The organism is Nocardioides hungaricus, assembly GCF_054782915.1.
Genome location: NZ_BAAGRO010000003.1, coordinates 73,337 through 97,321, shown reverse-complemented (window position 1 = coordinate 97,321; position 23,985 = coordinate 73,337). Strand labels below are relative to the sequence as shown.

Here is a 23,985-nt window from a genome sequence, read left to right as displayed (position 1 = left end):
TGGGGTGGATCATGAGACGGCCACCGCCAGGAGGGCCGCGAGGACGATCAGGGCGCCGACGAGGAGGGAGAGTGCGTAGGAGCGGACGAAGCCGTTCTGCGCGCGTCGCGCGAAGCCGGCGAGCCCCCCGAGGGCGACCGGGCCGCCGGTGAGGACGCCGTCGACGGCGTACCTGTCGGTGGCGAGCAGCGCGGTGGTGAGGTGCCGGCTCGGGTCGACCACCAGGGCGTCGTTGATCCGGTTGCCGTAGAGCTCCTCGCGCGCGGCGCGGGTCGCGAACGAGACGTCCTGCGGGGCGGTCCGCGGCACCTCCCGCCTGCCGACGAGGAGCCACGCGGTGGCGACGCCGGCGGCGACGACCAGGACCACGATCGAGGTGATCGCGAGCGGCGGGATCGGCGGGGTCTCGTGCGGCGGCGTGCCGACGACGGGCGTCAGGAACTCGACGATCCAGTCGCCGAGCACCATCACGCCGCCGAGCACCGACAGCGCGGCGAGCACGACCAGCGGGACCGTCATCACCGAGGGGGACTCGTGCGGATGGACGTCCTCCTCCCAGCGCTGGTCGGTGAAGAACGTCATCAGCATCATCCGGGTCATGTAGAAGCCGGTGATGCCGGCGCCGAGCAGCGCGAGCAGGCCGACCGGCCAGCTCTGGACGAGGGCGACCTCGATGATCTTGTCCTTGGACCAGAAGCCGGAGAAGCCCGGGAAGCCGATGATCGCGAGGTAGCCCATCGCGAAGGTCAGGAACGTGACCGGCATCAGCCTGCGCAGCCCGCCGTAGTGGCGCATGTCGACGTCGTCGTCCATGCCGTGCATGACCGAGCCGGCGCCGAGGAACATGTTGGCCTTGAAGAAGCCGTGGGTGAGCAGGTGGAAGATCGCGAACGCGTAGCCCGCGACGCCCAGGCCCGCGCCGAGCATCATGTAGCCGATCTGGCTCATCGTGGAGCCGGCGAGCGCCTTCTTGATGTCGTCCTTGGCGCAGCCGATGATCGCGCCCCACAGCAGCGAGATGACCGCGATGACGACCACGACGGTCTGGGCGTCCGGCGCGAGCTCGAAGATGAAGTTGGACCGGACGATCAGGTAGACGCCGGCGGTCACCATCGTCGCCGCGTGGATCAGCGCCGACACCGGGGTCGGGCCCTCCATCGCGTCCAGGAGCCAGGCCTGCAGCGGGAACTGCGCCGACTTGCCGCAGGCGCCGAGCAGGAGCAGCAGGCCGAGGACGGTCAGCTGCGTCTCCGACGCGTTGCCGGCGGCGGCACTGATGGTCGAGAAGCTGGTCGACCCGAACAGCACGAAGAGCATCATGATCGCCAGCGAGAGGCCCATGTCGCCCACCCGGTTGATCACGAACGCCTTCTTGCCGGCCGCGGCCGCGGAGGGCTTGTGCTGCCAGAAGCTGATCAGCAGGTACGACGCCAGGCCGACGCCCTCCCAGCCGAGGAACAGGCCGAGGTAGTTCTCGGACAGCACCAGCATCAGCATCGCCGCGACGAACAGGTTGAGGTAGCCGAAGAACCGGCGGCGTCTCGGGTCGTGTGCCATGTAGCCGATCGAGTAGACGTGGATCAGCGACCCGACGCCGGTGATCAGCAGCAGGAACAGCGCCGACAGCGGGTCGTAGAGCAGGTCCATGCCGACGTCGAGGCGGCCGGTCTGGAACCAGGTGTAGAGCTCCTGGACGACCTGCCGGTCGCCCTCGTCGCGGCCGAGCAGCGAGACGAACATCGCCAGCGAGATCGCGAACGAGCCGATCGGCAGGGCGGTGCCGAGCAGGTGGCCCCACCTGTCGGTGTACCTGCCGCCGATCAGCAGGATCGCCGCACCCGCGAGCGGCAGCGCGATCACCAGCCAGAGCAGGGAGAACACCCCGTCGGCCGACGTGGGGTCGACCACCGGGATGGCGCCCTCTTCGAACGCATACATCGACGCGATCTCCTAGTACTTGAGGAGGCTGGCGTCGTCGACCGAGGCCGAGCGACGGGTCCGGAAGATGGTCATGATGATCGCGAGCCCGATCACGACCTCGGCCGCGGCCACCACCATCACGAAGAAGGCGGCGACCTGGCCGTCGAGGTTGCCGTGCTGCTTGGCGAACGCGACCAGCGCGAGGTTCGTGGCGTTGAGCATCAGCTCGACGCACATGAACACGACGATCGCGTTGCGGCGGGTCAGGACGCCGACGCAGCCGATCGTGAAGAGGATCGCCGAGAGGACGACGTACGCGGTGATGTTCATCGGTGGTCGTCACCCCCGGTGGCGGGCGTCTCCTCGACGGTGGACGCGGGGACGGCGCCCTCGCGGCCGGCGTGCGTCGAGCCGCCGAGCTGGGCCTCGATCTCGTCGACGTCCTCGGCCATCGCCGGCCCCGAGCGCACGGTGCCGCGGGCGGCGAGCACGCGGGAGACCGAGGACTCCGCCGCCGTACCGTCCGGGAGCAGCGCGGGCGTGTCGACCGCGTTGTGGCGGGCGTAGACGCCCGGTGGCGGCAGCGGGCCGAGGTGGGTGCCCTTCTCGGCGTAGTCGCGCACGCGCTGGGCGGCCTGCTCGGCCTGGCCGGCCTTGGGCGTCAGCCGCTCGCGGTGGGCGAGGACCATGGCCCCGACGGCCGCCGTGATGAGCAGGACGCTGGTGATCTCGAAGGCGAAGACGTAGCGCGAGAACAGGATGTTCGCGAGCGCCTGGACGTTGCCGCCGTCGTTCGCGTCGTCGAGCCCGACCGCGGCGCCGAGCGAGATCTGGCCGAGGCCGGCGACGAGCACCAGGCCGAGCAGCAGGCCGCCGACCATCGCCGTCGCGCGCTGGCCGCGGATCGTCTCGACCGTCGAGTCGGAGGCGTCGACGCCGACGAGCATCAGCACGAACAGGAACAGCATCAGGATCGCGCCGGTGTAGACGATGATCTGCACCGCGAACAGGAACGGCGCGTCGAGGCCCGCGTAGAGGAACGCGAGGTTGATCATCACGACCGCCAGCAGCAGCGCGGCGTGCACGGCCTTGCGGACGAACAGGATGCCCAGTGCGGCGAGCACCATGATCGGGGCGAGGATCCAGAACTCGATCACCGGCTCTCGCCTCCCCGGGTCTCGACCGGCTCGACCACCGGCGCCGGCGCGGAGTACTCGCCGCGGTAGTAGGCGCCCTCGTCGTCGCCGAGCCGCATCGGGTGCGGCGGCTGCTCCATGCCCGGCAGCAGCGGGGCGAGCAGGTCCTGCTTCTCGTAGATCAGGTCCGCGCGGTTGGTGTCGGCCAGCTCGTACTCGTTGGTCATCGTGAGCGCCCGGGTCGGGCAGGCCTCGATGCACAGGCCGCACAGGATGCAGCGCAGGTAGTTGATCTGGTAGACGCGGCCGTAGCGCTCACCGGGGCTGAAGCGCCCCTCCCCGTCGGGATCGTCGCTGTTCGACGCGCCCTCGACGTAGATCGCGTCGGCCGGGCAGGCCCAGGCGCAGAGCTCGCAGCCCACGCACTTCTCGAGGCCGTCGGGCCAGCGGTTGAGCTGGTGCCGGCCGTGGAAGCGTGGCGCCGTCGGCATCTTCTCGAAGGGGTACTGCTCGGTGACGACCTTCTTGAACATGGTCCGGAAGGTCACCCCGAACCCGGCGACCGGGTCCCAGAACTGCGCCTTGAGACTCTTGGACTGCTCGTCGGCCATCAGGCGTCCCCTCCCGTGACGGTGGAGCTCGAGGTGAAGGTCAGCGGCTGGGCCGCACCGCGGACGGCGCCGCCGGCCGGCATCGGCGGGACCGGGAAGCCGCCGGTGGCCGGCGCGGCCTCGGGGGCGGCCTCCTCCTCGGCGGCCTTGTCGCCGACGAAGAACAGCACCAGGAAGATCAGCGCGAGCGCGCCGACGCCGATCAGGAGGTACTGCCGGTCGATGCCGCCGTCGAGCGTGACCGAGCGGATCGTGGCGACCGCGACGATCCAGACCAGGGAGATCGGGATCAGCCGCTTCCAGCCGAACGCCATGAACTGGTCGTAGCGCAGCCGCGGCAGCGAGCCGCGCAGCCAGATGAAGATGAAGACGAAGAACATCACCTTGCCGAGGAACCACAGCACCGGCCAGTAGCCCTGGTTGGCGCCCGCCCAGACCTCGTCGATCCAGAACGGCGCGGCCCACCCGCCCAGGAACAGCGTGGTCGCGAGCGCGGACACCGTCGCCATGTTGATGTACTCGGCGAGGAAGAACAGCGCGAACTTCAGCGAGCTGTACTCGGTGTGGAAGCCGCCGACCAGCTCGCCCTCGGCCTCCGGGAGGTCGAACGGCGCGCGGTTGGTCTCGCCGACCATCGAGATCACGTAGATGACGAAGGACGGCACCAGGATCAGGCCGAACCACAGGTCGTCCTGGGCGGCCACGATCTCGGAGGTCGACATCGAGCCGGCGTAGAGGAACACCGCGACCAGCGCGAGGCCCATCGCGACCTCGTAGGAGATCATCTGGGCGCTCGAGCGCAGGCCGCCGAGCAGGGAGTACGTCGAGCCGCTGGACCAGCCGCCGAGCACGATGCCGTAGATGCCGATCGACGCGATCGCCAGCACGAACAGCACGGCGACCGGCATGTCGGTGAGCTGGAGCGGGGTCTCGGTGTCGGTGAACGGGATCGTCACCACCGGGCCGAAGGGGATCACCGCGAACGTCACGAACGCCGCGGTGGCCGAGATGACGGGGGCGATCACGAAGACCACCTTGTCGGCGGCCTTGGGGACGATGTCCTCTTTGAGCGCGAGCTTCACGCCGTCGGCGAGCGACTGGAGCAGGCCGAACGGGCCGTGGACGTTGGGGCCGATGCGGTGCTGCATCCGCGCGACGACGCGGCGCTCCAGCCAGATGTTGAACAGCGTGAGCAGCACGAGGATCAGGAAGATCAGCACGGCCTTGACGATGACGACCCACCAGCTGTCCTGCCCGAACTCGGACAGGTCGTCGGCCATCGGGATCAGCAGGGTGTTCACCGGTCGGCTCCCTTCGTGACCTGCACGCGACTGCCCGGCGAGGCGAGGTCCGCGAGCACGCCGTTGCCGAACGAGTTGGCCGGCACCCACACCACGTCGTCGGCGAGGTCCGCCGGCTCCGCGGGCAGCGTCACCGAGCCGCGGTCACCGGTCAGGGTGACGGTCGGGCCGTGCGCGTCGTACACCGCCCGGCTCAACCGCGCGACCGGCGTACGACCGGTGGCGCGGTAGGCCTTGTCGCCGTCCTGCATCGAGCCGTTGTCGACCATCAGCTTCCACGTCGCGAGCGCGAACCCCCCGGTGGTCGAGACCGTCGAGCCCGCGGCGACGGCGGTGTGCGCGGCGCGGTCGCCGTCCCACGGGCCCATCTCCTCCATCTGGGCGCGGACCTCGGCGACGGTGCGGAAGCCCAGCGGGTGCCCCGTCCCCATCGAGCTCAGCTCCTCGGCGATGCCGGCGAGGATGCGCAGGTCGGGCAGCGAGCTCGCGCTGGAGAACACCGCCTCGAACGGCCGCGGGCGGCCCTCCCAGGTGACGAACGTGCCGGCCTTGTCGGCGACCGGCGCGACCGGGAACACCACGTCGGCGGCGCGGGTCACGTCGGTCTCGCGGACCTCGAGCGCGACGACGAACGACGCCGCGTCGATCGCCGCGCGGGTGGCCGCCGGGTCGGTCGTGTCGTCGGGGTCGACGCCGCCGACGACGAGCCCGCCGAGGGCGCCGTCGGCGAGCGCGGCGACGATCGCGTCGCCGTCGCGTCCGGCCGCGTCGGGCAGGTGCTCGACGCCCCAGGCGGTGGCGGCGTCGACGCGGGCCCGGGCGTCGGCGACCGGGCGGCCTCCGGGCAGCAGGTTCGGCAGGCAGCCGGCCTCGACCGCGCCGCGGTCGCCGGCCCGGCGCGGCACCCAGGCCAGCCGGGCGCCCGTCTTCGCGGCCAGGCTCGCGGCGGCGCTCAGCGCACCGGGCACGGTGGCGAGGCGCTCGCCGACGAGGATCACGGCGTGCTGGTCGACGCCCTGGTCGATCAGCCCGTCGATCGCGGCCGGCTCGTCGCCGGGCGCGGTCGCGATGAGCGTGCCGCGCATCTTCTCCAGACCGCGCGAGGCGTACGGCGCGACGGAGACGACGCGGGTGCCTCCCCCCGGCCGGGTGGAGCCGGCGGCCTTGCGCAGCCGCAGGAAGACCATGCCGGCCTCGTCCTCGGGCTCGAGCCCGGCGAGCACGACGGTGGTGGCCGACTCGAGGTCGGCGTACGAGACGTCGTTTCGCAGCACGACCTCGCTCGCGAGGAACGACGCCTCCTCGGCGGAGTGCGGGCGGGCGCGGAAGTCGATGTCGTTGGTGCCGAGCGCGACCCGGGCGAACGTGCTGTAGGCGTAGGCGTCCTCGGCGGTCAGCCGGCCGCCGGTGAGTACGCCGGTGGCGCCCGCGGCCTGCAGGCCGCGGGCCGCCACGGCGAAGGCCTCGGGCCAGGACGCGGGCCGCAGCTCGCCGTCTCCCCCGTCTTCCACGCGGTCGCGCACCCGCGGGTAGGAGAGCCGGTCGGCCTCGGTCGCGTAGTGGAAGGCGAACCGGTCCTTGTCGGTGATCCACTCCTCGTTGACCTCGGGGTCGTTGCCGGCCAGGCGGCGCATCACCTTGCCCCGCCGGTGGTCGACGCGGATCGCCGAGCCGCAGGCGTCGTGCTCGGCGACGCCCGGCGTGGAGACCAGGTCGAACGGGCGGGAGCGGAAGCGGTAGTCGGCGCTGGTCAGCGCGCCCACCGGGCAGATCTGGATCGTGTTGCCGGAGAAGTAGGAGTCGAACGGCTCGCGCTCGTAGATGCCGACCTGCTGGAGCGCGCCACGCTCGACCAGCGCGATGAACGGGTCGCCGGCGATCTGCTCGGAGAAGCGGGTGCAGCGAGCGCAGAGCACGCAGCGCTCGCGGTCGAGCAGCACCTGCGCGGAGATGTTGATCGGCTTGGGGTAGGTGCGCTTGACGCCCTCGAAGCGGGTCTCGCCGCGGCCGTTGCTCATCGCCTGGTTCTGCAGCGGGCACTCGCCGCCCTTGTCGCAGACCGGGCAGTCCAGCGGGTGGTTGACCAGCAGGAACTCCATGATCCCCTGCTGCGCCTTGTCCGCGACCGGGCTGGTGGCCTGGGTGTTGACGACCATGCCCTCGGCGACCGGCAGCGTGCAGGAGGCCTGCGGCTTGGGGAAGCCGCGGCCGTTGCCGGCGTCGGGGACCTCGACCAGGCACTGGCGGCAGGCGCCGACCGGCGCGAGCAGCGGGTGGTCGCAGAACCGCGGGATCTGCACGCCGACCTGCTCGGCCGCGCGGATCACCAGGGTGTCCTTGGGGACGCTGACCTGGACGCCGTCGATGGTGAGGCTGACGGTGTCCACCTTCTCGGGTGTCTGCGTCATGCGGGTGCCCCCTCCGGTGCGAACAGGGTCGAGGCGGCCGGGTCGAACGGGCAGCCGCCCTGGGCGAGGTGCGCGACGTACTCGTCGCGGAAGTACTGGATCGAGCTCACGATCGGACTGGTCGCGCCGTCGGCGAGCGCGCAGAAGGAGCGGCCGAGGATGTTGTCGCACTGGTCGAGCAGCAGGTCGAGGTCGGCCTCGCTGCCCTGCCCCCTCTCCAGCGCGGACAGCACCTGCACGAGCCACCAGGTGCCCTCGCGGCACGGCGTGCACTTGCCGCAGGACTCGTGCTTGTAGAACTCCGTCCACCGCAGCACGGCGCGCACCACGCAGACGGTGTCGTCGAAGATCTGCAGCGCGCGGGTGCCGAGCATCGAGCCCGCGGCGCCGACGCCCTCGAAGTCGAGGGGTACGTCGAGGTGCTCGGCCGTGAGCAGCGGCGTGCTGGAGCCGCCGGGTGTCCAGAACTTGAGCTCGTGGCCCTCGCGGACGCCGCCGGCCAGGTCGATCAGCGTGCGCAGCGTGATGCCGAGCGGCGCCTCGTACTGGCCGGGCCGCCGCACGTGGCCGGAGAGCGAGAAGATGCCGAAGCCCTTGGACTTCTCGGTGCCCATCGAGGCGAACCAGCCGTGGCCGTGCTCGATGATGCTCGGCACCGACGCGATCGACTCGACGTTGTTGATGACCGTCGGGCTGGCGTAGAGGCCGGCGACCGCGGGGAACGGCGGGCGCAGCCGCGGCTGGCCGCGGCGGCCCTCGAGACCCTCGAGCAGCGCGGTCTCCTCGCCGCAGATGTAGGCACCCGCACCCGCGTGGACCACGACGTCGAGGTCGAAGCCCGAGCCGTGGATGTCCCTGCCGAGATGGCCGGCGGCATAGGCCTCCTCGACCGCGCGCTGCACGCGGCGGATCACGTGGAGCACCTCGCCGCGGATGTAGATGAACGCCTTGTTCGCGCGGATGGCGTAGCTGCTGATGATCACGCCCTCGACCAGGGTGTGCGGGCTGGCCATCATCAGCGGGATGTCCTTGCAGGTGCCCGGCTCGGACTCGTCGGCGTTGACGACGAGGTACTTGGGCTTCGGGTTGCTCTGCGGGATGAAGCCCCACTTCATGCCGGTCGGGAAGCCGGCGCCGCCGCGGCCGCGCAGGCCGGACTCCTTGACCGCCTCGATGACGGCGTCGGGCGCCATCGCGAAGGCCTTGTCGAGCGCCCGGTAGCCGCCGCGGGCCGCGTAGGACGCGAGGGTCCAGGCGCGGTCGTCGCCCCAGTTGGCGGTGAGGACGGGAGACAGCGTCACTTGGAGTCCTCCGTTTCAGTCTCTTGCTGCTGACTCTCGCTCTCGGCGCGGGACGTGTCCGCCTGGGATACGGCCTCGGCCTTGGTGTCAGCCGTACGGCCGCTGCTGGCCCTCTGGCTCGGCGGATCGTCCGGCGAGGGGGCAGTCCAGCCCTTCTCTCGGGCCAGCCTGAGGCCGACCAGCGAGGCCGGGCCGGCGGCCGGGCCGTCGTCGGCGAGGCCGTCGGGGTAGCCGGCGAGCACCCGCTCCGCCTCGCGCCAGGTGACCACGCGCGGGCCGCGGGTCGAGTGGACCTCCCTGCCCTCGCGGAGGTCGTCGACGACCTGTACGGCGGACTGCGGGGTCATGTTGTCCAGGAACTCCCAGTTGACCATCATCACGGGCGCGAAGTCGCAGGCGGCGTTGCACTCGACGTGCTCGAGGGTGATGCTCCGCCTGCCCGGGGCCTCCTCGGTGGTCTCGTCGTTGCCGACGCCCAGATGGTCCTGGAGCCGCTCGAAGATCGCGTCGCCGCCCATCACCGCGCAGAGCGTGTTGGTGCAGACGCCGACGTGGTAGTCGCCGACCGGGCGGCGCTTGTACATCGTGTAGAACGTCGCGACGCCGCTGACATCCGCGGCCGAGATGTCGAGGATCTCGGCGCACGCCTCGATGCCCTCCGGCGTGACCCGGCCCTCGACCGACTGCACGAGGTGCAGCATCGGCAGCAGCCCGGAGCGCGGCTCCGGGTAGCGGGCGGCGATCTCGCGCAGCTCGGCGTACGTCTTGTCGTCGATCACCGGTCGACGCCTCCCATCACGGGGTCGATGGACGCGATCGCGACGATGACGTCGGCGACCATGCCGCCCTCGCTCATCACGCTCGTGGCCTGGAGGTTGGTGAACGACGGGTCGCGGAAGTGCGCCCGGAAAGGGCGGGTGCCGCCGTCGGAGACGACATGCGCGCCGAGCTCGCCGCGCGGCGACTCGACCGGCACGTACGCCTGGCCGGGCGGGACCCGGAAGCCCTCGGTCACCAGCTTGAAGTGGTGGATCAGCGCCTCCATCGACTCGCCCATGATGTGCCGGATGTGGTCCAGGGAGTTGCCCATGCCGTCGCTGCCGATGGCGAGTTGGCTGGGCCAGGCGATCTTCTTGTCCGCGACCATGACCGGGGCGCCGTCCAGCTTCGCGAGCCGCTCGGCGGCCTGCTCGACGATCCTCAGCGACTCCCACATCTCGGCGAGGCGGACCCGGAACCGGCCGTAGGAGTCGGACGTGTCCCACGTCTGCACGTCGAAGTCGTAGGTCTCGTAGCCGCAGTAGGGCTGGGTCTTGCGCAGGTCCCAGGGGTAGCCGGTGCTGCGCAGCACCGGGCCGGACAGGCCGAGCGCGAGGCAGCCCTCGAGGTCGAGGTGGCCCACGCCCTCGAGCCGGGCCTTGAAGATCGGGTTGGCGTTGCAGAGGTCGGCGTACTCCGGGAGCCGCTTGCGCATCAGCGCGATGAAGCCGCGGATCTCGTCGAGCGCGCCGGGCGGCAGGTCCTGCGCGACGCCGCCGGGGCGGATGAACGCGTGGTTCATGCGCAGCCCGGTGATCAGCTCGAACAGGTCGAGCACCAGCTCGCGCTCGCGGAAGCCGATCGTCATCACGGTGAGCGCGCCGATCTCCATGCCGCCGGTCGCGATGGCGACCAGGTGGGAGGAGATCCGGTTGAGCTCCATGAGCAGGACCCGCATCACCTGGGCCTTCTCCGGGACCGAGTCATCTCCTTGGCCATCGATGCCGAGCAGCCGCTCGACGCCGAGCACGTAGGTCGCCTCGTTGTAGAACGGCGAGAGGTAGTCCATCCGGGTGCAGAACGTCGTGCCCTGCGTCCAGGAGCGGAACTCCATGTTCTTCTCGATGCCGGTGTGGAGGTAGCCGACGCCGCAGCGGGCCTCGGTCACCGTCTCGCCCTCGAGCTCGAGGATCAGCCGGAGCACGCCGTGGGTCGACGGGTGCTGCGGGCCCATGTTGACGACGACGCGCTCGTCGGCCTCCTCCGCGAGGCTGTCGACGATCGAGTCCCAGTCCTGCCCGGTGACCGTGAACACCCGGCCCTCGGTCGTCTCGCTGCTGCCGGCGTAGAGGTCCTGGCTCATCAGCTGTAGCTCCTCCGCTGGTCGGGCGGTGGGACCGTGCCCCCCTTGTACTCGACGGGGATGCCGCCGAGGGGGTAGTCCTTGCGCTGTGGGTGACCCGGCCAGTCGTCGGGCATCAGGATGCGGGTGAGCGCGGGGTGGCCGTCGAAGACGAGGCCGAACATGTCGAACGCCTCGCGCTCGTGCCAGTCGTTGGTGGGGTAGACCGACACGATCGACGGCACGTGCGGGTCGGCGTCCGGCGCGGTGACCTCGACGCGGATCCGGCGGTTGTGGGTCATCGACAGCAGGTGGTAGACCGCGTGCAGCTCGCGGCCGGTGTCGTCGGGGTAGTGCACGCCGCTGACGCCGGAGCAGAACTCGAAGCGCAGCCGCGGGTCGTCGCGCAGCACCTTCGCCACGGCGAGCAGGTCCTCGCGCCGGACGTGGAAGGTGATCTCGCCGCGGTGGATCACCACGCGCGGAGCGGCGACCTCCAGCCCGTCGTCGCCTTCCCGTACGTCGACCAGCGCGGCCTCCAGCGCGTCGGCGACCTCGTCGTACCACCCGCCGAACGGGCGCCGCGCGTCGCCGGGGTAGGCGATCGCCTGGGTCAGGCCGCCGTACCCGCTGGTGTCGCCGGTGCCGCGGGCGCCGAACATGCCGTGGCGGACGCCGACCCTTCGGACCTCGCCCGTCGGCGCCGGCACGTTCTCCGGGGTCTCGTCGGTGTGGTCGCGCTCCGTCATCGCAGCTGGCCCCTCATCTCCGAGGTGGGCAGCGCGGCCAGCGCGGCGGTCTCGAGCTCGACGATCTCCTTGGCGCGGTTCGGGCCGAGCTTGGTGTGCTGGACCTGGTCGTGCAGCTTGAGGATCGCGTCGATGAGCATCTCCGGGCGCGGCGGACAGCCGGGGAGGTACATGTCGACGGGGACGACGTGGTCGACGCCCTGGACGATGGCGTAGTTGTTGAACATGCCGCCGCTGCTCGCGCAGACGCCCATCGCCAGCACCCACTTGGGGTTCGGCATCTGGTCGTAGATCTGGCGGAGCACCGGCGCCATCTTCTGGCTCACCCGGCCGGCGACGATCATCAGGTCGGCCTGCCGCGGGCTGGCGCGGAACACCTCCATGCCGAAGCGCGCGAGGTCGTACTTGGGGCCGCCGGTCGTCATCATCTCGATGGCGCAGCAGGCCAGGCCGAAGGTCGCGGGCCAGAACGACGCCTTGCGCATGTAGCCGGCGACGCCCTCGACGGTCGTCAGCAGGACGCCGCTGGGGAGCTTCTCTTCAATTCCCATCGTGGTGACTCCTCAGTCCCAGTCGAGGCCGCCGCGGCGCCATACGTAGGTGTAGGCGATGAACACGGTGGCGATGAACAGGACCATCTCGACCAGCCCGAACAGCGCCATCTGGTCGAACTGCACCGCCCACGGGTAGAGGAAGATGATCTCGATGTCGAAGACGATGAAGAGCATCGCGGTGATGAAGTACTTCACCGGGAACCGGCCGCCGCCGAGCGGCTGCGGCGTGGGCTCGATGCCGCACTCGTAGGAGTCCAGCCGGGCGCGGTTGTAGCGCCGGGGACCGACGGCGGTGCTCATCACCAGGGAGAAGACCGCGAACAACGCGGCCAGGGCGGCCAGTGCCAGCACCGGCGTGTAGAGCTCCATCCCTCGCCTCTCTTCCGAGCCACAGCCGGACCACCCATTGTGACCTTGTGAACCGAATCACTAAGTGGCCCGACCAACATCTAACCACTCTCGAAACGCCCTCGCACCCAGGGGTCGACAACGAGGACCAAGGTCCCGAAATCCGCGCTGACCTGCGGAATTACACAATGGGGACGTGCGCTAATTCGCAGCTGCAGGGGTGGTGGCGCGGTGGAGGGCGACGATGCCGCCGGAGAGGTTGCGCCACTGCGGCGCCTGCCAGCCGGCGGCCGCGATCATCGCGGCCAGGCCGGCCTGGTCGGGCCAGGCCCGGATCGACTCGGCGAGGTACACGTAGGCGTCGGGGGACGACGACAGCGCGCGGGCGATCGGCGGGAGCGCGCGCATGAGGTACTCGACGTACGCCGTGCGGAACGGCGCCCAGGTCGGGTGGCTGAACTCGCAGACGACCAGCCGGCCGCCGGGCCGGGTCACCCGGCGCAGCTCGCGCAGGCCCGCGAGCGGGTCGACGATGTTGCGCAGCCCGAACGAGATCGTCACCGCGTCGAAGGTGCCGTCGGCGAACGGCAGCCGGGTGCCGTCGCCGGCCGTGAACGGCAGGCGCGGCCGGGTCCGCTTGCCGACCCGGAGCATGCCGATCGAGAAGTCGCACGGGACGACGATCGCGCCCCGGTCGGCGAACGGCTGGCTCGACGTGCCGGTGCCGGCGGCCAAGTCGAGCACGCGCTCCCCCGGCCTCGGGTCGACGGCGACGAGTACCGCCTGACGCCACCGGCGGTCCTGCCCGAGCGAGAGGACGTCGTTGGTGACGTCGTAGCGGCGCGCGACGGCATCGAACATCGACCGGACGTCGGAGGGCTGCTTGTCGAGCTCGGCGCGGACCACCCGCAGAGACTACTGGCGGCGACCACTGGCTGCCCCTGGCGTGGTCGGCTACTGGGCGTAGCCCTTCAGGATCGCCCGGGCGAGCGCGACCAGGTCGGCGCCGGCGACCTCGGCGGACTGCACCTGCACGGTGATCCCGCCCTGCGTGAGCTGGCACTGGGTGGACGTCGGGTCGCCGGGACCGGCGTCCTGACTGGTGCCCTGGCTCTGCCCGTAGCTGAGGATGCACGCGGCGCCGTCGATGCTCTCCATGGTGACGCCGCCCGCACCGCCGGTGGACTGCGGATCGGTGAGCGAGCCCGGCGCGAATGCGCCGCCCTCGGCCTGGAACGCCTGCACGAACACCGCCTTGGTGCCGTCGGCGACGTAGCTGCGCGTGACCGCCGGAGCGCCGAGGACCTCGGGCAGCACCTGGTTGCCGTACTCCGTGCTCGCCGCCTGCTGCTTCGCGATGGCGTCGGCCTGCGCGGCCAGGTCGCCGTCCGCGAAGGACGCGGCGAGGTCGGCGGCGGCGTACCCGCCCGGCAGCGTGTCCGGGAGGCTCAGGTCGACCTGCGGCGTGGGCTCCTCCGCCTTGGCCGCCTTCGGCAGCCCGATCGCGAAGGCGGCCATCAGGCCCAGCAGTACGACGCCGACGGCGATGCCCGCCCAGGTGGCGGTGCGGCCGGAGGAAGTGCTCGTGCTCACGCTCCGCGACGCTACCCGTCCGCCCCTCGCCGGGTCCGGTCGGGTCCGTGAGTAGTCTCGGCCCGTGACGTTGACCGTCCGCACCGTCCGCCTCGACCTCGAGGAGGCCACGCGGCTCCTCGACCTGGTCCCCGGCGACCGTCCGGTGACGTGGCTGCGCCGCGGCGACGGCCTGGTGGGGTGGGGTGTCGCCGCCGAGGTGCGCACCCGCGGCGCGACCCGGTTCGCCGACGCGGACAAGTGGTGGCGCGAGACGACCGCTCGCGCGACCGTGGTGGACGAGGTGAACGAGCCCGGATCCGGGCTGGTCTCGTTCGGGACGTTCGCGTTCGCGGACGAGCCGGGCGACCCGGGCGACCCGGGCGGCTCGGTGCTGGTGGTGCCCCAGGTCGTCGTCGGCCGGCGGGGCGGCGTTGCCTGGCTGACCACGGTCGACGTACCGACCCCGTCGCTGTCGGCTGTCGAGCCCCCGGCCGCGCCGGTCGGCGTGAGCTTCGCCGATGGCGCGCTCAACGGCGAGCAGTGGATGTCGGTCGTCGCCGACGCCGTCGCCCGGATCGGCCGTGGCGACCTGGAGAAGGTCGTGCTCGCGCGCGACCTGGTCGCGACCGCCGACGAGCCGATCGACGTGCGCTGGCCGCTGCGGCGGCTGGCCGAGATCTACCCGATGTGCTGGACCTTCCACGTCGACGGCCTGTTCGGCGCGACGCCGGAGATGCTGGTGCGCCGCGAGCGCGGCCTGGTCACCTCCCGCGTGCTGGCGGGCACCATCCGGCGTACCGGCGACGACGAGCGCGACCTCGCGCTGGCCGCCACCCTGGCCCGCTCGTCGAAGGACCTCGAGGAGCACGAGTACGCCGTCCGCTCGGTCGCCGACGCCCTGGAGCCGCACTGCTCCTCGATGAACGTGCCCGAGGCGCCGTTCGTCCTCCACCTGCCCAACGTCATGCACCTGGCGACCGACGTCGCCGGCGTCGTGCACGACGCGGCCACCGTCTCCTCGCTCCAGCTCGCCGAGGCGCTGCACCCCTCCGCGGCCGTCGGCGGCACCCCGACCGCCACCGCCACGGCCCTGATCGCCGAGATCGAGGGCATGGACCGCGACCGCTACGCCGGCCCGGTCGGCTGGATGGACGCCACCGGCGACGGCGAGTGGGGCATCGCGCTGCGCTCGGCCCGCATCGCCGGCTCCACCGTGCGCCTCTTCGCCGGCTGCGGCATCGTCGCCGACTCCGACCCCGAGGCCGAGCTGGCCGAGGCGCAGGCGAAGTTCGTCCCCGTGCGGGACGCGCTGACGGCGGGCTGAGCTGCCTGTCGGTTTCCCCGGTCAGCCGGGGATCCCTGACGTTGTCGGCCGTTGCAACCCCTGACAACGTCAGGGACGGCCTGACCAGTCGCTCACGCGATGCCCAGCGGCTCCCGCCACCGGCCCCGGACGATCTGCCACCCGACGACCCGGCGCTCGGAGATGACGCCGGCGTCGTGGAGTGGGTCGCGGTCGAGGATCGCCTCGACGTCGGCCGCGGACTCGCCCTCCCAGACGAGTACGGCGCCGCCGGCGTCGGTCGGGCCGCTGGCCAGCAGCTGCGGCTGCTCGGCGAGCCAGTCCCGATGGGCCGGGCGGAGGCGGTCGAGGGCCTCGGTCGCGGCGGGGTCGTACTCGTAGGTCGCGCAGAAGATCGCCATGTCACAGATCCTGCCCGGCACCCGGAGCGCGACCGTTGGCGGGTCCGCCGCATGCGAGTCGCCTCGTGGTCACAGGTCCTGCCCGTCCGCGCGGCGGACGTACTCGAGCCCCTCGTTCGGCAGGAACGCGCTCATGTGCGTGTCCACGATGCCCAGGCCGGCCTCGCTGTAGACCCGGTCGTGGATCGCCAGGTTGCGCGGGGCGCGCACGGCGCGCGCGAAGTCGATCGCCTCGGACGCCTTCAGCCACGGCGCGGACACCGGCACGCACAGCACGTCGACGGGCTCGCCGGGCGCGGTGAGGGCGTCGCCCGGGTGGTAGACCCTCGTGCCGCCGAGGTCGAGGACGTAGCCGCTGTTGGCGATCCGCTCGAACTCCGGGTGGATCACGGCGTGCAGCTCGCCGACCGCGCGCACGGGTACGCCGACGTCGAAGGTCTCCCCCGGCGCGACGACGGTCAGCCGGTCGGAGAGCGATGGCGCGTCGGCGCGGATCTTCTCCGCGACGGAGGCGATCGTGAACACCGGCGCGTCTGCGGCCAGCAGGTGGTCGAGCAGGTAGTGGTCGGCGTGCTCGTGGGTGATCAGCACCGCGTCCACGCCGGCGACCGCCTCGGCCTGGCTCCAGACGCCGGGGTCGAGCACGACCGTCGTGCCCTCGTGCTCGATCCGGACGCAGGCATGGCCGAACTTGGTGATCCGCATGGTGCCTACGATGCCACCGTGCCCCGTCCCGACCGGATGACCGTCACCCTGCGCACCGCCGTGCCCGCCGACGCCGCGGCCTGTGCCGCGCTGCACGCCGCCTGCTGGCGCGAGGCCTACGGTCCGTACGTCGACGGCGACCTGCTCGCCGAACGGCTGGCCGACACCGGCCGCTGGATCTCCGCCTGGACGAGGCACCTGGCCCACGGGCCGCCCCGGATGCTGGCCGAGGCGGACGGCGAGCCGGTCGGGTTCTCCGTGGTCGGCCCGAGCCGCGACGAGGACGGCGCGACGCCGTACGAGCTCCATGCGATCTACACCCGCGCGGCCTGGTGGGGCACCGGCCTCGGCCAGCGGCTCTGGGACGCCGTCCGGCCCGACGGGCCGTGCTCGCTGTGGGTGCTGGAGGCCAACGAGCGCGCGCGGGGCTTCTACCGCCGCAACGGGTTCGCGCCCGACGGCGCCCGCGAGCACTACGCGGGCCTGGACGCCTGGGAGATCCGGATGGTGCGATCGTGACCTCCTTCGACCTCTCCGACCCGGCGTTCGACATCACCCAGCAGCGCCCGCCCCACCACGGCTTCGGCGCCGGCATGCACCACTGCCTCGGGCACTTGATCCGCTTCGTGCCGAGCATGTAACGCCGGGTTACCCACTCTTCCCACCAGGTTGCAACACCGTGGGAACAAGCAGTAACCCGGCGTTACATGCGCGCCCAGACCCACCTACGCCGTCAGGTGGTGGACGTAGCACCACCGCCAGTCCTCGCCGGGCTCGGCGGACTGCATGACCGGGTGCCGGGTGTCGTGGAAGTGCTCGGTGGCGTGCTGGAGCGGCGAGGAGTCGCAGCAGCCGACGTTGCCGCACTCCAGGCAGCGGCGCAGCGACACCCACTGGGTGCCGGCGTCCAGGCAGGCTTGGCAGTACGTCGACGGCGCGTCGTCCGACGCCGGGAACCTGTCCAGATCGGCGCAATTGTCCCCGATCTGCCAGCGGCGGGCGGCGTACGACGCTGTCTCGTCGCGCTCCTGCTCGGCGCTGTCGAGCATCGACTCCTCGACGTCGAGCATCGCGAGCACGTCGGCGACCACCTCGGACGGGACGTTGCCGTCGCTGCGGATCTCGAGGATCCGGCGGCGCTCGGCGTCGATCAGCTGGCTGCGGATCCGATAGTAGAGCGCGGCCGGCGACTCCCGGTCGGCCTGGGTGCCGAGCCGCTCCCAGGCGGCGAAGTTGCGCTGGTCCAGCCGCTGCCGGATCAGGTCGACGACACCGGCGTGGTCGTCGTACTCCAGCTCGTCGAGCTCCTCCAGCGCGGCCTTGGACGCCTGCTGGAGCAGGGTCGCGCGGGCGAGCGCGTCGTCCAGGGGGTCGGGCGCGGGGACGCGGAGCCGGCGCGCGAGCATCGGCAGCGAGAGGCCCTGGATGAGCAGCGTCCCGGCCACGACCGTGAACGCGATCATCAGCAGCACCTCGCGGTACTCGGTGTCGACGGGGATGACGAACGCGGCGGCGAGCGTGACGACGCCGCGCATGCCGGCCCAGCCGAGCAGGAACATGAACGACCACGGCGGCGCGCCGTGGCTGGCGTCGGGGTCGCGCGGCCGGCGGAACAGCACCCACCGCGACCCGAGCACCCACACCAGCCGCAGCACGATCACCGCGGCCAGCGTCGCGAGGCACACCGCGACGATCCGGCCGGCGCCCAGGTCGCTGTCGGCGAGGTCCTGGAAGAGCCACTGCGCCTGGAGGCCGATCAGCGCGAAGACGGCGTTCTCGAGCAGGAACGCGATCGTGCGCCAGTTGATCCGCTCCGCGATCCGCGACTGGGCGGTCTGCAGGACCGGCGCCCGGTGGCCGAGCAGCAGGCCGGCCACGACGACCGCGATCACGCCCGAGGCGTGGATCTCCTCCGCGAGGAGGTAGCTGGCGAACGGCACCACCAGCGAGAGCGCGACGTCGACCGCCGGGTCGGTGATCCGGCGGCGGATCCGGGCGACCAGCCAGTACGCCGCCAGTCCGACGGCCGCGCCACCGACGGCCGCCACCACGAAGTCGAGGCCGACTCGCCAGGCCTCGACGCCGACCAGCGTCGCGCCGAGCGCGGTGCGCAGCAGCACCAGCGCGGTGGCGTCGTTGAACAGCGACTCGCCCTCCAGGATCGTGACGATCTTGCGCGGCAGGCCGATGTGGCGGCCGATCGCGGTCGCGGCGACCGCGTCCGGGGGTGCGACCACGGCGCCCACGGCGAACGCCACCGGCCAGGAGATGCCCGGCACCAGCGCGTGCACGAGCACGCCGACGCCGAGGGTCGTGAAGAGCACCAGGCCGACCGAGAGCAGCAGGATCGGGCGCCGGTAGGCGTTGAAGTCCACCAACGACGAGGAGAGTGCGGCGGCGTAGAGCAGCGGCGGCAGCAGCCCGATGAGGACCACCTCGGGCTCGAGGTGGATCTGCGGCACGAACGGCAGGAACGACGCCGCCACGCCGGCGACCACGAGCAGCAGCGGCGCCGGGACCCCGATCCGGCGCGACACCACGACGCCCGCCAGTACGCCGACGGCGAGCGCGATCAGGAAGAGCGCGACGTCCACCGGCCCATTCTCCTATGGCCGCAGTCTCCTACGGGCGCAGGGCGCGGATCCGCTCGTCCAGCTCGCGGCGGTTGTCGCGGCGGACGACGGCCTCGACGACCTCGACGCCGCCGTTGGGGCTGGCGAGGGCCTGCTCGAGCTCGGGCAGGGACGTGACCCGGAGGTGTGGGGTACGCGTGGCGGCGCAGAGGCTCGCGAGGTCGACGCCGTGCGGGGTGCCGAAGAGGCGCTCGTACTGCTCGGCGTACTCCCCCGCGCCCTGCTCCAGCATCGCGAAGATCGAGCCGCCGTCGTCGTTGACCACGACGATCGTCAGGTCGGGCACCGGCTCGCCGGGGCCGACGACGAGGCCGTTGGCGTCGTGCAGGAAGGTCACGTCGCCCATCAGCGCCAGCGCGCGGGTGGAGTCCGAGCGCGCCAGCGCGGCTCCGATCGCGGTGGAGACGGTGCCGTCGATGCCGGCCAGACCGCGGTTGGCGAGCACCTTGCGGCGGGCGCCGACCCGGTAGCGCGGGACCATCAGGTCGAGGTCGCGGATCGGGCTGGACGCGCCCACCACGAGCAGCCCGCCCTCGGGGAGCGCCCGGGCGACCGCGCCGGCGACCTCGTGCGGGGTGAGGTCGGGCTCGGCGGCGAGCAGCGCGTCGAGCCGGCGCGACACGGACCGGTCGGCGGCGTGCCACTCCTCCAGCCAGGCCGGGTCGTCCGGGGTCTCGACCGTCGGCACCACGATCAGCCGCTCGTCGACCGGGAACGGCCGCTCGCTCCAGACGCCGTACGCCGGCGTGTCGATCACCTGGACGTCGGGCCGCGCGAGCAGCCGGCCGACCGGCCGCGACAGGGTGGGGTGGCCGCAGACGACCACCCGCTCGATGCGCTCGCCCAGCTGGGAGGCCAACAGCAGGCGGTAGGTGCGGATCGCGTTCTCGCCGGTGCGCGAGCCGCTGGACGGCTCGGCGAGCAGCGGCCAGTGGGCGTCCTGGGCGAGCACCCGCGCGGGCGGGCCGGCGTCGTCGCCGGCGACCACGACCGTGCGCGGCCCGGTCGGGATCGTCACGTGGATGGCCGGGCGCGCTCGCACGACGCCCGGGCCGGGCGTGACGTCGGGCGTCCACCGGTCCCCGGGCACCAGCGGCTCGTCGAGCGGCACGTTGAGGTGCACCGGCCCGGCGGTGAGCAGGTCCATCGCCCGACTGGCGTCCTGGGTGGCGACCAGCGGCCCGAAGACGCCCACCTGGTCGGTGGTCTGGTTGGCGCTGGTGCCGCGCAGCCGGGCCGGCCGGTCGGCGGTGACGACGACCAGGTCGACATCCGCGTGGGCGGCCTCGAGGACCGCCGGGTGCAGGTTGGCGACGCCGGTGCCGGACGTGCAGACCACCGCCGCGCGGCGGTGGTTGCGCGAGAGCCCGAGCGCGAGGAATCCGGCGGTGCGCTCGTCGATCCGGGTGTGCAGCCGGACCAGGCCGGCCGCGGCGGCGTCGTACGCGGCGAAGGAGAGGGGAGCGTTGCGCGACCCGGGCGCGACCACGATCTCGGTGACGCCGGCCTCGACCAGGGCGGCGACCACCCGGCGGGCCAGCGCGGTGGAGCTCATCGACGCCGATCCTGCCGCACCGCGCGGACCGCGGCGAGCCGGGCCTCCCAGTGCGCCACTCGGTCGGGCTCGGCGGCGACGAACGACTCGTCGACGACCGGCACCCGCACCGGCAGCACGCCGTCGACCGGCAGCAGCGGATCGACCACGACATCGCGCTCGAGCAGCTGCACGGTCGCCAGCCCGCACGCGTAAGGCAGCTCCGGCAGCGCGGCGGCCAGCGCCACCCCGGCCGCGATGCCGACGCTGGTCTCCAGCGCCGACGACACCACCACCGGCAGACCGATGTCCTCGGCGATCCGCAGGCAGGCGCGGACGCCGCCCAGCGGCTGCACCTTGAGCACGGCGACGTCCGCGGCCTCGAGGTCGCGTACGCGGTAGGGGTCAGCCGCGCGGCGGATCGACTCGTCGGCGGCGATCGGCACGTCGACCGCACGGCGTACCGCAGCGAGCTCCTCGACGCTCGCGCACGGCTGCTCGACGTACTCCAACCCTCCGGCGGCGCGGTCGAGCACGGCGATCCGGGCGAGGGCGGTGTCGACGTCCCAGCCGCCGTTGGCGTCGACGCGCACCCGGCCGTCCGGGCCGATCGCGTCGCGCACCGCCTCCAGCCGGGCCTCGTCCCCCGCGAGCGACTGGCCGGGCTCGGCGACCTTCACCTTGGCGGTGCGGCAGCCGCTCTCGCGGACGATCTCATGCGCCCGGTCGGGGTCGACCGCGGGGACGGTCACGTTGACCGGGACGCTCTCGCGCAGTGGCGCGGGCCAGTCACCGGCGGCTGCCTCCTCGGCGCAGCGCAGCCAGGGCTCGGCCACCTCGTCGTCGTACTCCAGGAACGGGCTCCACTCGCCCCAGCCGGACGACCCCCGCAGCAGCACGCCCTCGCGGACCGTGATGCCGCGGAAGCGCGTGCGCATCGGCAGGCTCCAGACCCTCATCGCCGCTCCGTGACGGAGGCTTTCAGCGCGAGCCGGTCGGGCTTGCCGTTGCCGAGCAGCGGGATCGCGTCGAGCACGACCAGTTGCCGAGGCGCCCACGACCGGGGGTGGGCCGCGGCGACCCAGTCGCGGGCCTCGTCGGCGCCGATGCGGCCGACGACGAAGGCCACCACCCGGTGGCCCCACTCCTCGTCCGGCACGCCGACCACCTCGGCGGCCTCGACCGCGGGATGTCGGCGCAATTGCGCCGCTACGGCAGTCGCGGGCACGTTCACCCCCCCGCTGACGACCATGTCGTCGAGCCGGCCGAGCACGCTCAGCCGGCCGTCCTCGTCGAGCCGGCCGGCGTCGGAGGTGCGGAACCAGCCGTCGACGAGCACCTCGGCGGTGCGCTCGGGCTCGCCGTCGTACCCCGCGAAGAGGGTGGGCCCGCCGATCCGGATCCGCCCGTCGGCGTCGAGCGCGACGGCCACGCCGTCGAGCGGGTAGCCGTCGTAGACGCAGCCGCCGGCCGTCTCGGCCGAGCCGTACGTCGCCACGACGTGGACGCCCGCGTCCTCGGCGCGACGCCGCAGCGCGGAGTCGATCGGCCCGCCGCCGAGCAGCACCGTGTGGAGGGCGCGCAGCGAGTCGGCGTCGGTGTCGAGCAACCGGCGCAATTGCGTCGGGACGAGCGACACGAACTCCGCGTCCCGGGCCGCCGCCGCGAAGTCGTCGCCGAGCACCACCGGCGGCTGCCCGGCGACGAGCGACCGGCAGATCACCTGCAGCCCGGCGACGTACGACGCCGGCAGCGCCAGCAGCCAGCGGCCGGTCGCGCCGAGCCGGCGCGCGCTGGCCTCCACCGAGGCCAGCACCGCGGTCCGCGGGAGCAGCACCCGCTTCGGCGCGCCGGTGGACCCGGAGGTCTCGACCACCCAGGGCGCGGGGTCGTCCGCGGCGAGCCACGCCGCCACCCGCTCGATCTCCACCCGGACGAGGCTAGTGGTGCCGCGCAGTGCTTGAATCTCCGGTCGTGGCACCCTCCCATCCTCGGCCAGCACAGTGGCTCGCCGGCGCCCGGCCGCGCACGCTCCCCGCGGCCGTCTCTCCGGTCCTGGCGGGCACCGGCGTTGCGGCGTACGCCGGCCAGAGCGTCTGGTGGAAGGCGCTGCTCGCGCTCGTGGTGTCGCTGGCGTTGCAGGTGGCGGTCAACTACGCGAACGACTACTCCGACGGCGTCCGCGGCACCGACGCCGACCGGGTCGGCCCGATGCGGCTCGTCGGCTCGGGCGCGGCGACGCCAAGGGCGGTGAAGCGGGCGGCGTTCCTGGCCTTCGGGGTCGCGGGCGCCGCCGGCATCGTGCTCGCCGCGACCACGGCCTGGTGGCTGGTGCTGGTCGGGCTGGTCTCGGCGCTGGCGGCGTGGTTCTACACCGGCGGCTCGAGGCCCTACGGCTACCTGGGCCTCGGCGAGGTCATGGTGTTCGTGTTCTTCGGGCTCGTCGCCGTCGTCGGTACGGCGTACGTGCAGACCGAGACCTGGGAGTGGGCGGCATTGGCGGCCGCCGTCGGCGTCGGCGCCCTCGCCTGCGCGATCCTGGTCGCCAACAACCTCCGCGACATCCCCACCGACACCGTCGCCGGCAAGCGGACGCTGGCGGTGCAGCTCGGCGACCGCCGTACCCGCCTCCTCTACGCGCTGCTCGTCGTCCTCGCCGCCGCCGCAGTCGTCGCGGTCGCGGCCGTGACGTCGTGGTGCGCGCTGATCGGGCTCGGGTTCCTGGTGCTCGCCGTGCCCGCGGCCCGCACGGTCCTCGGGGGCGCCACCGGCCCGGGCCTCGTCCCGGTGCTCCAGGAGACCGGCCTCGCCGAGCTGCTCTGGGCGGCCCTGGTCGCCGCCGCGCTGGTGGTCTGCGGCTGAGCCGCGGGCCAGGACTCAGTCCTGATCCTCCTTGGCCTTCATCTCCTCCACCTTCGCGGTCATCCGCTCGGCGCGGCTCTGCACCTGGCGGGCGAGCAGCTCGCGCGGTCGGTTGAGCAGGAAGTACGAGCCGACTCCGCTGACGACCAGCGCGATGATGAGCGCCGCGAGGACGGACACGTCGTCGGTGAACAGGAGCCACAGCCCGACGACGATCCCGAAGGACGCCAGGAACAGCAGTGCACGCAGGCCGGTGTAGATCCAGAACTCCTTCACGGGATTCAGGGTAGGCGTGACCACCGAGTGCCTACTCTGGAGGGGTGCTGAAGCTCCTGCTGCTGGTGATCCTGATCGCGCTCGCCGTCTACCTGACGACGCGCGCGTTCCAGCAGCGCGGCATCGCACCCGCACCCCCACGCCGCGCGCGGCCCCGGCCGCAGCCCCCGCGCATCATCGGCCCCGACGACGACCCCGACTTCCTCCGCGACCTCGACCGCAAGCGCAAGCACCCCGAGGACCCGGAGTGAGCTCCGGGTAGCCGTC

The 23,985-nt window shown here is 72.4% G+C and carries 26 protein-coding genes; 5 read left to right on the top strand and 21 right to left on the bottom strand.

Features of this window, described 5'->3' with window-relative positions:
* Nucleotides 1–9 precede the first annotated feature (9 nt).
* From nuoL to ACYVKX_RS01465, 14 genes are all read right to left on the bottom strand, one after another.
* Nucleotides 10–1,938 carry an NADH-quinone oxidoreductase subunit L gene (gene nuoL, locus ACYVKX_RS01530; protein WP_460828752.1) on the bottom strand — a complete coding sequence of 643 codons (1,929 nt, stop codon included), beginning with the start codon at nt 1,936–1,938 and terminating at the stop codon, nt 10–12.
* Nucleotides 1,939–1,950: 12 nt separating this feature from the next.
* The gene (gene nuoK, locus ACYVKX_RS01525) at nt 1,951–2,250 is read right to left on the bottom strand and encodes an NADH-quinone oxidoreductase subunit NuoK (RefSeq protein WP_460828750.1); all 300 of its coding nucleotides are present in this window, start codon (nt 2,248–2,250) and stop codon (nt 1,951–1,953) included.
* Nucleotides 2,247–3,077, bottom strand: a complete 831-nt coding sequence (locus ACYVKX_RS01520) for an NADH-quinone oxidoreductase subunit J (protein ID WP_460828749.1) — start codon at nt 3,075–3,077, stop codon at nt 2,247–2,249. The genes nuoK and ACYVKX_RS01520 overlap by 4 nt, the downstream gene beginning before the upstream one ends.
* Nucleotides 3,074–3,667, bottom strand: a complete 594-nt coding sequence (gene nuoI, locus ACYVKX_RS01515; protein WP_460828748.1) for an NADH-quinone oxidoreductase subunit NuoI — start codon at nt 3,665–3,667, stop codon at nt 3,074–3,076. Before nuoI ends, ACYVKX_RS01520 begins: the two co-directional genes overlap by 4 nt.
* Nucleotides 3,667–4,968, bottom strand: a complete 1,302-nt coding sequence (nuoH, locus tag ACYVKX_RS01510; RefSeq protein ID WP_460828746.1) for an NADH-quinone oxidoreductase subunit NuoH — start codon at nt 4,966–4,968, stop codon at nt 3,667–3,669. Before nuoH ends, nuoI begins: the two co-directional genes overlap by 1 nt.
* The gene (locus ACYVKX_RS01505) at nt 4,965–7,376 is read right to left on the bottom strand and encodes an NADH-quinone oxidoreductase subunit G (RefSeq protein WP_460828744.1); all 2,412 of its coding nucleotides are present in this window, start codon (nt 7,374–7,376) and stop codon (nt 4,965–4,967) included. The genes nuoH and ACYVKX_RS01505 overlap by 4 nt, the downstream gene beginning before the upstream one ends.
* Nucleotides 7,373–8,677, bottom strand: a complete 1,305-nt coding sequence (gene nuoF / locus ACYVKX_RS01500; RefSeq protein ID WP_460828743.1) for an NADH-quinone oxidoreductase subunit NuoF — start codon at nt 8,675–8,677, stop codon at nt 7,373–7,375. The genes ACYVKX_RS01505 and nuoF overlap by 4 nt, the downstream gene beginning before the upstream one ends.
* A complete protein-coding gene (gene nuoE / locus ACYVKX_RS01495) occupies nt 8,674–9,456 on the bottom strand; it encodes an NADH-quinone oxidoreductase subunit NuoE (protein ID WP_460828742.1) in 783 nt (260 codons plus the stop codon). The genes nuoF and nuoE overlap by 4 nt, the downstream gene beginning before the upstream one ends.
* Nucleotides 9,453–10,799 carry an NADH-quinone oxidoreductase subunit D gene (locus ACYVKX_RS01490; RefSeq protein ID WP_460828741.1) on the bottom strand — a complete coding sequence of 449 codons (1,347 nt, stop codon included), beginning with the start codon at nt 10,797–10,799 and terminating at the stop codon, nt 9,453–9,455. Before ACYVKX_RS01490 ends, nuoE begins: the two co-directional genes overlap by 4 nt.
* Nucleotides 10,799–11,527 carry an NADH-quinone oxidoreductase subunit C gene (locus ACYVKX_RS01485; protein ID WP_460828740.1) on the bottom strand — a complete coding sequence of 243 codons (729 nt, stop codon included), beginning with the start codon at nt 11,525–11,527 and terminating at the stop codon, nt 10,799–10,801. The genes ACYVKX_RS01490 and ACYVKX_RS01485 overlap by 1 nt, the downstream gene beginning before the upstream one ends.
* Nucleotides 11,524–12,078, bottom strand: coding sequence for a NuoB/complex I 20 kDa subunit family protein (locus ACYVKX_RS01480; RefSeq protein WP_460828739.1), 555 nt, complete (start codon nt 12,076–12,078; stop codon nt 11,524–11,526). The genes ACYVKX_RS01485 and ACYVKX_RS01480 overlap by 4 nt, the downstream gene beginning before the upstream one ends.
* A gap of 12 nt (nt 12,079–12,090) precedes the next feature.
* The gene (locus tag ACYVKX_RS01475) at nt 12,091–12,450 is read right to left on the bottom strand and encodes an NADH-quinone oxidoreductase subunit A (RefSeq protein WP_460828738.1); all 360 of its coding nucleotides are present in this window, start codon (nt 12,448–12,450) and stop codon (nt 12,091–12,093) included.
* A 180-nt stretch (nt 12,451–12,630) separates the two neighbouring features.
* Nucleotides 12,631–13,335 carry a demethylmenaquinone methyltransferase gene (locus ACYVKX_RS01470; RefSeq protein ID WP_460828737.1) on the bottom strand — a complete coding sequence of 235 codons (705 nt, stop codon included), beginning with the start codon at nt 13,333–13,335 and terminating at the stop codon, nt 12,631–12,633.
* Nucleotides 13,336–13,383: 48 nt separating this feature from the next.
* Entirely contained in the window at nt 13,384–14,022 is a 639-nt protein-coding gene (locus ACYVKX_RS01465) for a hypothetical protein (protein WP_460828736.1), read from the bottom strand.
* Between the two features lie 64 nt (nt 14,023–14,086).
* On the opposite strand from ACYVKX_RS01465, the gene ACYVKX_RS01460 reads away from it, so the two are divergent.
* Nucleotides 14,087–15,328: an isochorismate synthase gene (locus ACYVKX_RS01460; protein WP_460828735.1), complete on the top strand. Its 1,242-nt coding sequence runs from the start codon at nt 14,087–14,089 to the stop codon at nt 15,326–15,328.
* Between the two features lie 92 nt (nt 15,329–15,420).
* Here ACYVKX_RS01460 and ACYVKX_RS01455 read toward each other — a convergent pair whose 3' ends face one another.
* Together ACYVKX_RS01455 and ACYVKX_RS01450 are read right to left on the bottom strand one after the other, a co-directional pair.
* Entirely contained in the window at nt 15,421–15,708 is a 288-nt protein-coding gene (locus tag ACYVKX_RS01455) for a YciI family protein (protein ID WP_460828734.1), read from the bottom strand.
* 69 nt (nt 15,709–15,777) lie between these two features.
* Nucleotides 15,778–16,413: an MBL fold metallo-hydrolase gene (locus ACYVKX_RS01450; RefSeq protein WP_460828733.1), complete on the bottom strand. Its 636-nt coding sequence runs from the start codon at nt 16,411–16,413 to the stop codon at nt 15,778–15,780.
* 18 nt (nt 16,414–16,431) lie between these two features.
* Between ACYVKX_RS01450 and ACYVKX_RS01445 the strand changes: the two genes are divergently transcribed.
* Nucleotides 16,432–16,932, top strand: coding sequence for a GNAT family N-acetyltransferase (locus tag ACYVKX_RS01445; protein ID WP_460828732.1), 501 nt, complete (start codon nt 16,432–16,434; stop codon nt 16,930–16,932).
* On the top strand, nt 16,929–17,054 hold the full coding sequence (locus ACYVKX_RS01440; protein ID WP_460828731.1) for a hypothetical protein: 126 nt from the start codon (nt 16,929–16,931) through the stop codon (nt 17,052–17,054). Before ACYVKX_RS01445 ends, ACYVKX_RS01440 begins: the two co-directional genes overlap by 4 nt.
* A gap of 84 nt (nt 17,055–17,138) precedes the next feature.
* On the opposite strand, the gene ACYVKX_RS01435 is transcribed toward ACYVKX_RS01440, so the two are convergent.
* From ACYVKX_RS01435 to ACYVKX_RS01420, 4 genes are read right to left on the bottom strand one after another with little or no spacing between them, the layout of a single operon-like run.
* Entirely contained in the window at nt 17,139–19,007 is a 1,869-nt protein-coding gene (locus tag ACYVKX_RS01435; protein ID WP_460828730.1) for a Na+/H+ antiporter, read from the bottom strand.
* Between the two features lie 28 nt (nt 19,008–19,035).
* Entirely contained in the window at nt 19,036–20,601 is a 1,566-nt protein-coding gene (gene menD / locus ACYVKX_RS01430; protein ID WP_460828728.1) for a 2-succinyl-5-enolpyruvyl-6-hydroxy-3-cyclohexene-1-carboxylic-acid synthase, read from the bottom strand.
* The gene (locus ACYVKX_RS01425; RefSeq protein ID WP_460828727.1) at nt 20,598–21,539 is read right to left on the bottom strand and encodes an o-succinylbenzoate synthase; all 942 of its coding nucleotides are present in this window, start codon (nt 21,537–21,539) and stop codon (nt 20,598–20,600) included. Before ACYVKX_RS01425 ends, menD begins: the two co-directional genes overlap by 4 nt.
* Nucleotides 21,536–22,510, bottom strand: coding sequence for an AMP-binding protein (locus ACYVKX_RS01420; protein ID WP_460828725.1), 975 nt, complete (start codon nt 22,508–22,510; stop codon nt 21,536–21,538). Before ACYVKX_RS01420 ends, ACYVKX_RS01425 begins: the two co-directional genes overlap by 4 nt.
* 44 nt (nt 22,511–22,554) lie before the next feature.
* On the opposite strand from ACYVKX_RS01420, the gene ACYVKX_RS01415 reads away from it, so the two are divergent.
* A complete protein-coding gene (locus tag ACYVKX_RS01415) occupies nt 22,555–23,442 on the top strand; it encodes a 1,4-dihydroxy-2-naphthoate polyprenyltransferase (protein ID WP_460828724.1) in 888 nt (295 codons plus the stop codon).
* A gap of 15 nt (nt 23,443–23,457) precedes the next feature.
* Here the strand turns inward: ACYVKX_RS01415 and ACYVKX_RS01410 are convergent, their stop codons facing one another.
* Complete coding sequence (locus tag ACYVKX_RS01410; protein ID WP_460828723.1) at nt 23,458–23,718, bottom strand: DUF4229 domain-containing protein; 261 nt, start codon at nt 23,716–23,718, stop codon at nt 23,458–23,460.
* Between the two features lie 44 nt (nt 23,719–23,762).
* Between ACYVKX_RS01410 and ACYVKX_RS01405 the strand changes: the two genes are divergently transcribed.
* Nucleotides 23,763–23,969 (top strand): hypothetical protein, encoded by a 207-nt coding sequence (locus tag ACYVKX_RS01405; RefSeq protein ID WP_460828722.1) that lies wholly within the window; start codon nt 23,763–23,765, stop codon nt 23,967–23,969.
* Nucleotides 23,970–23,985: the final 16 nt, after the last annotated feature.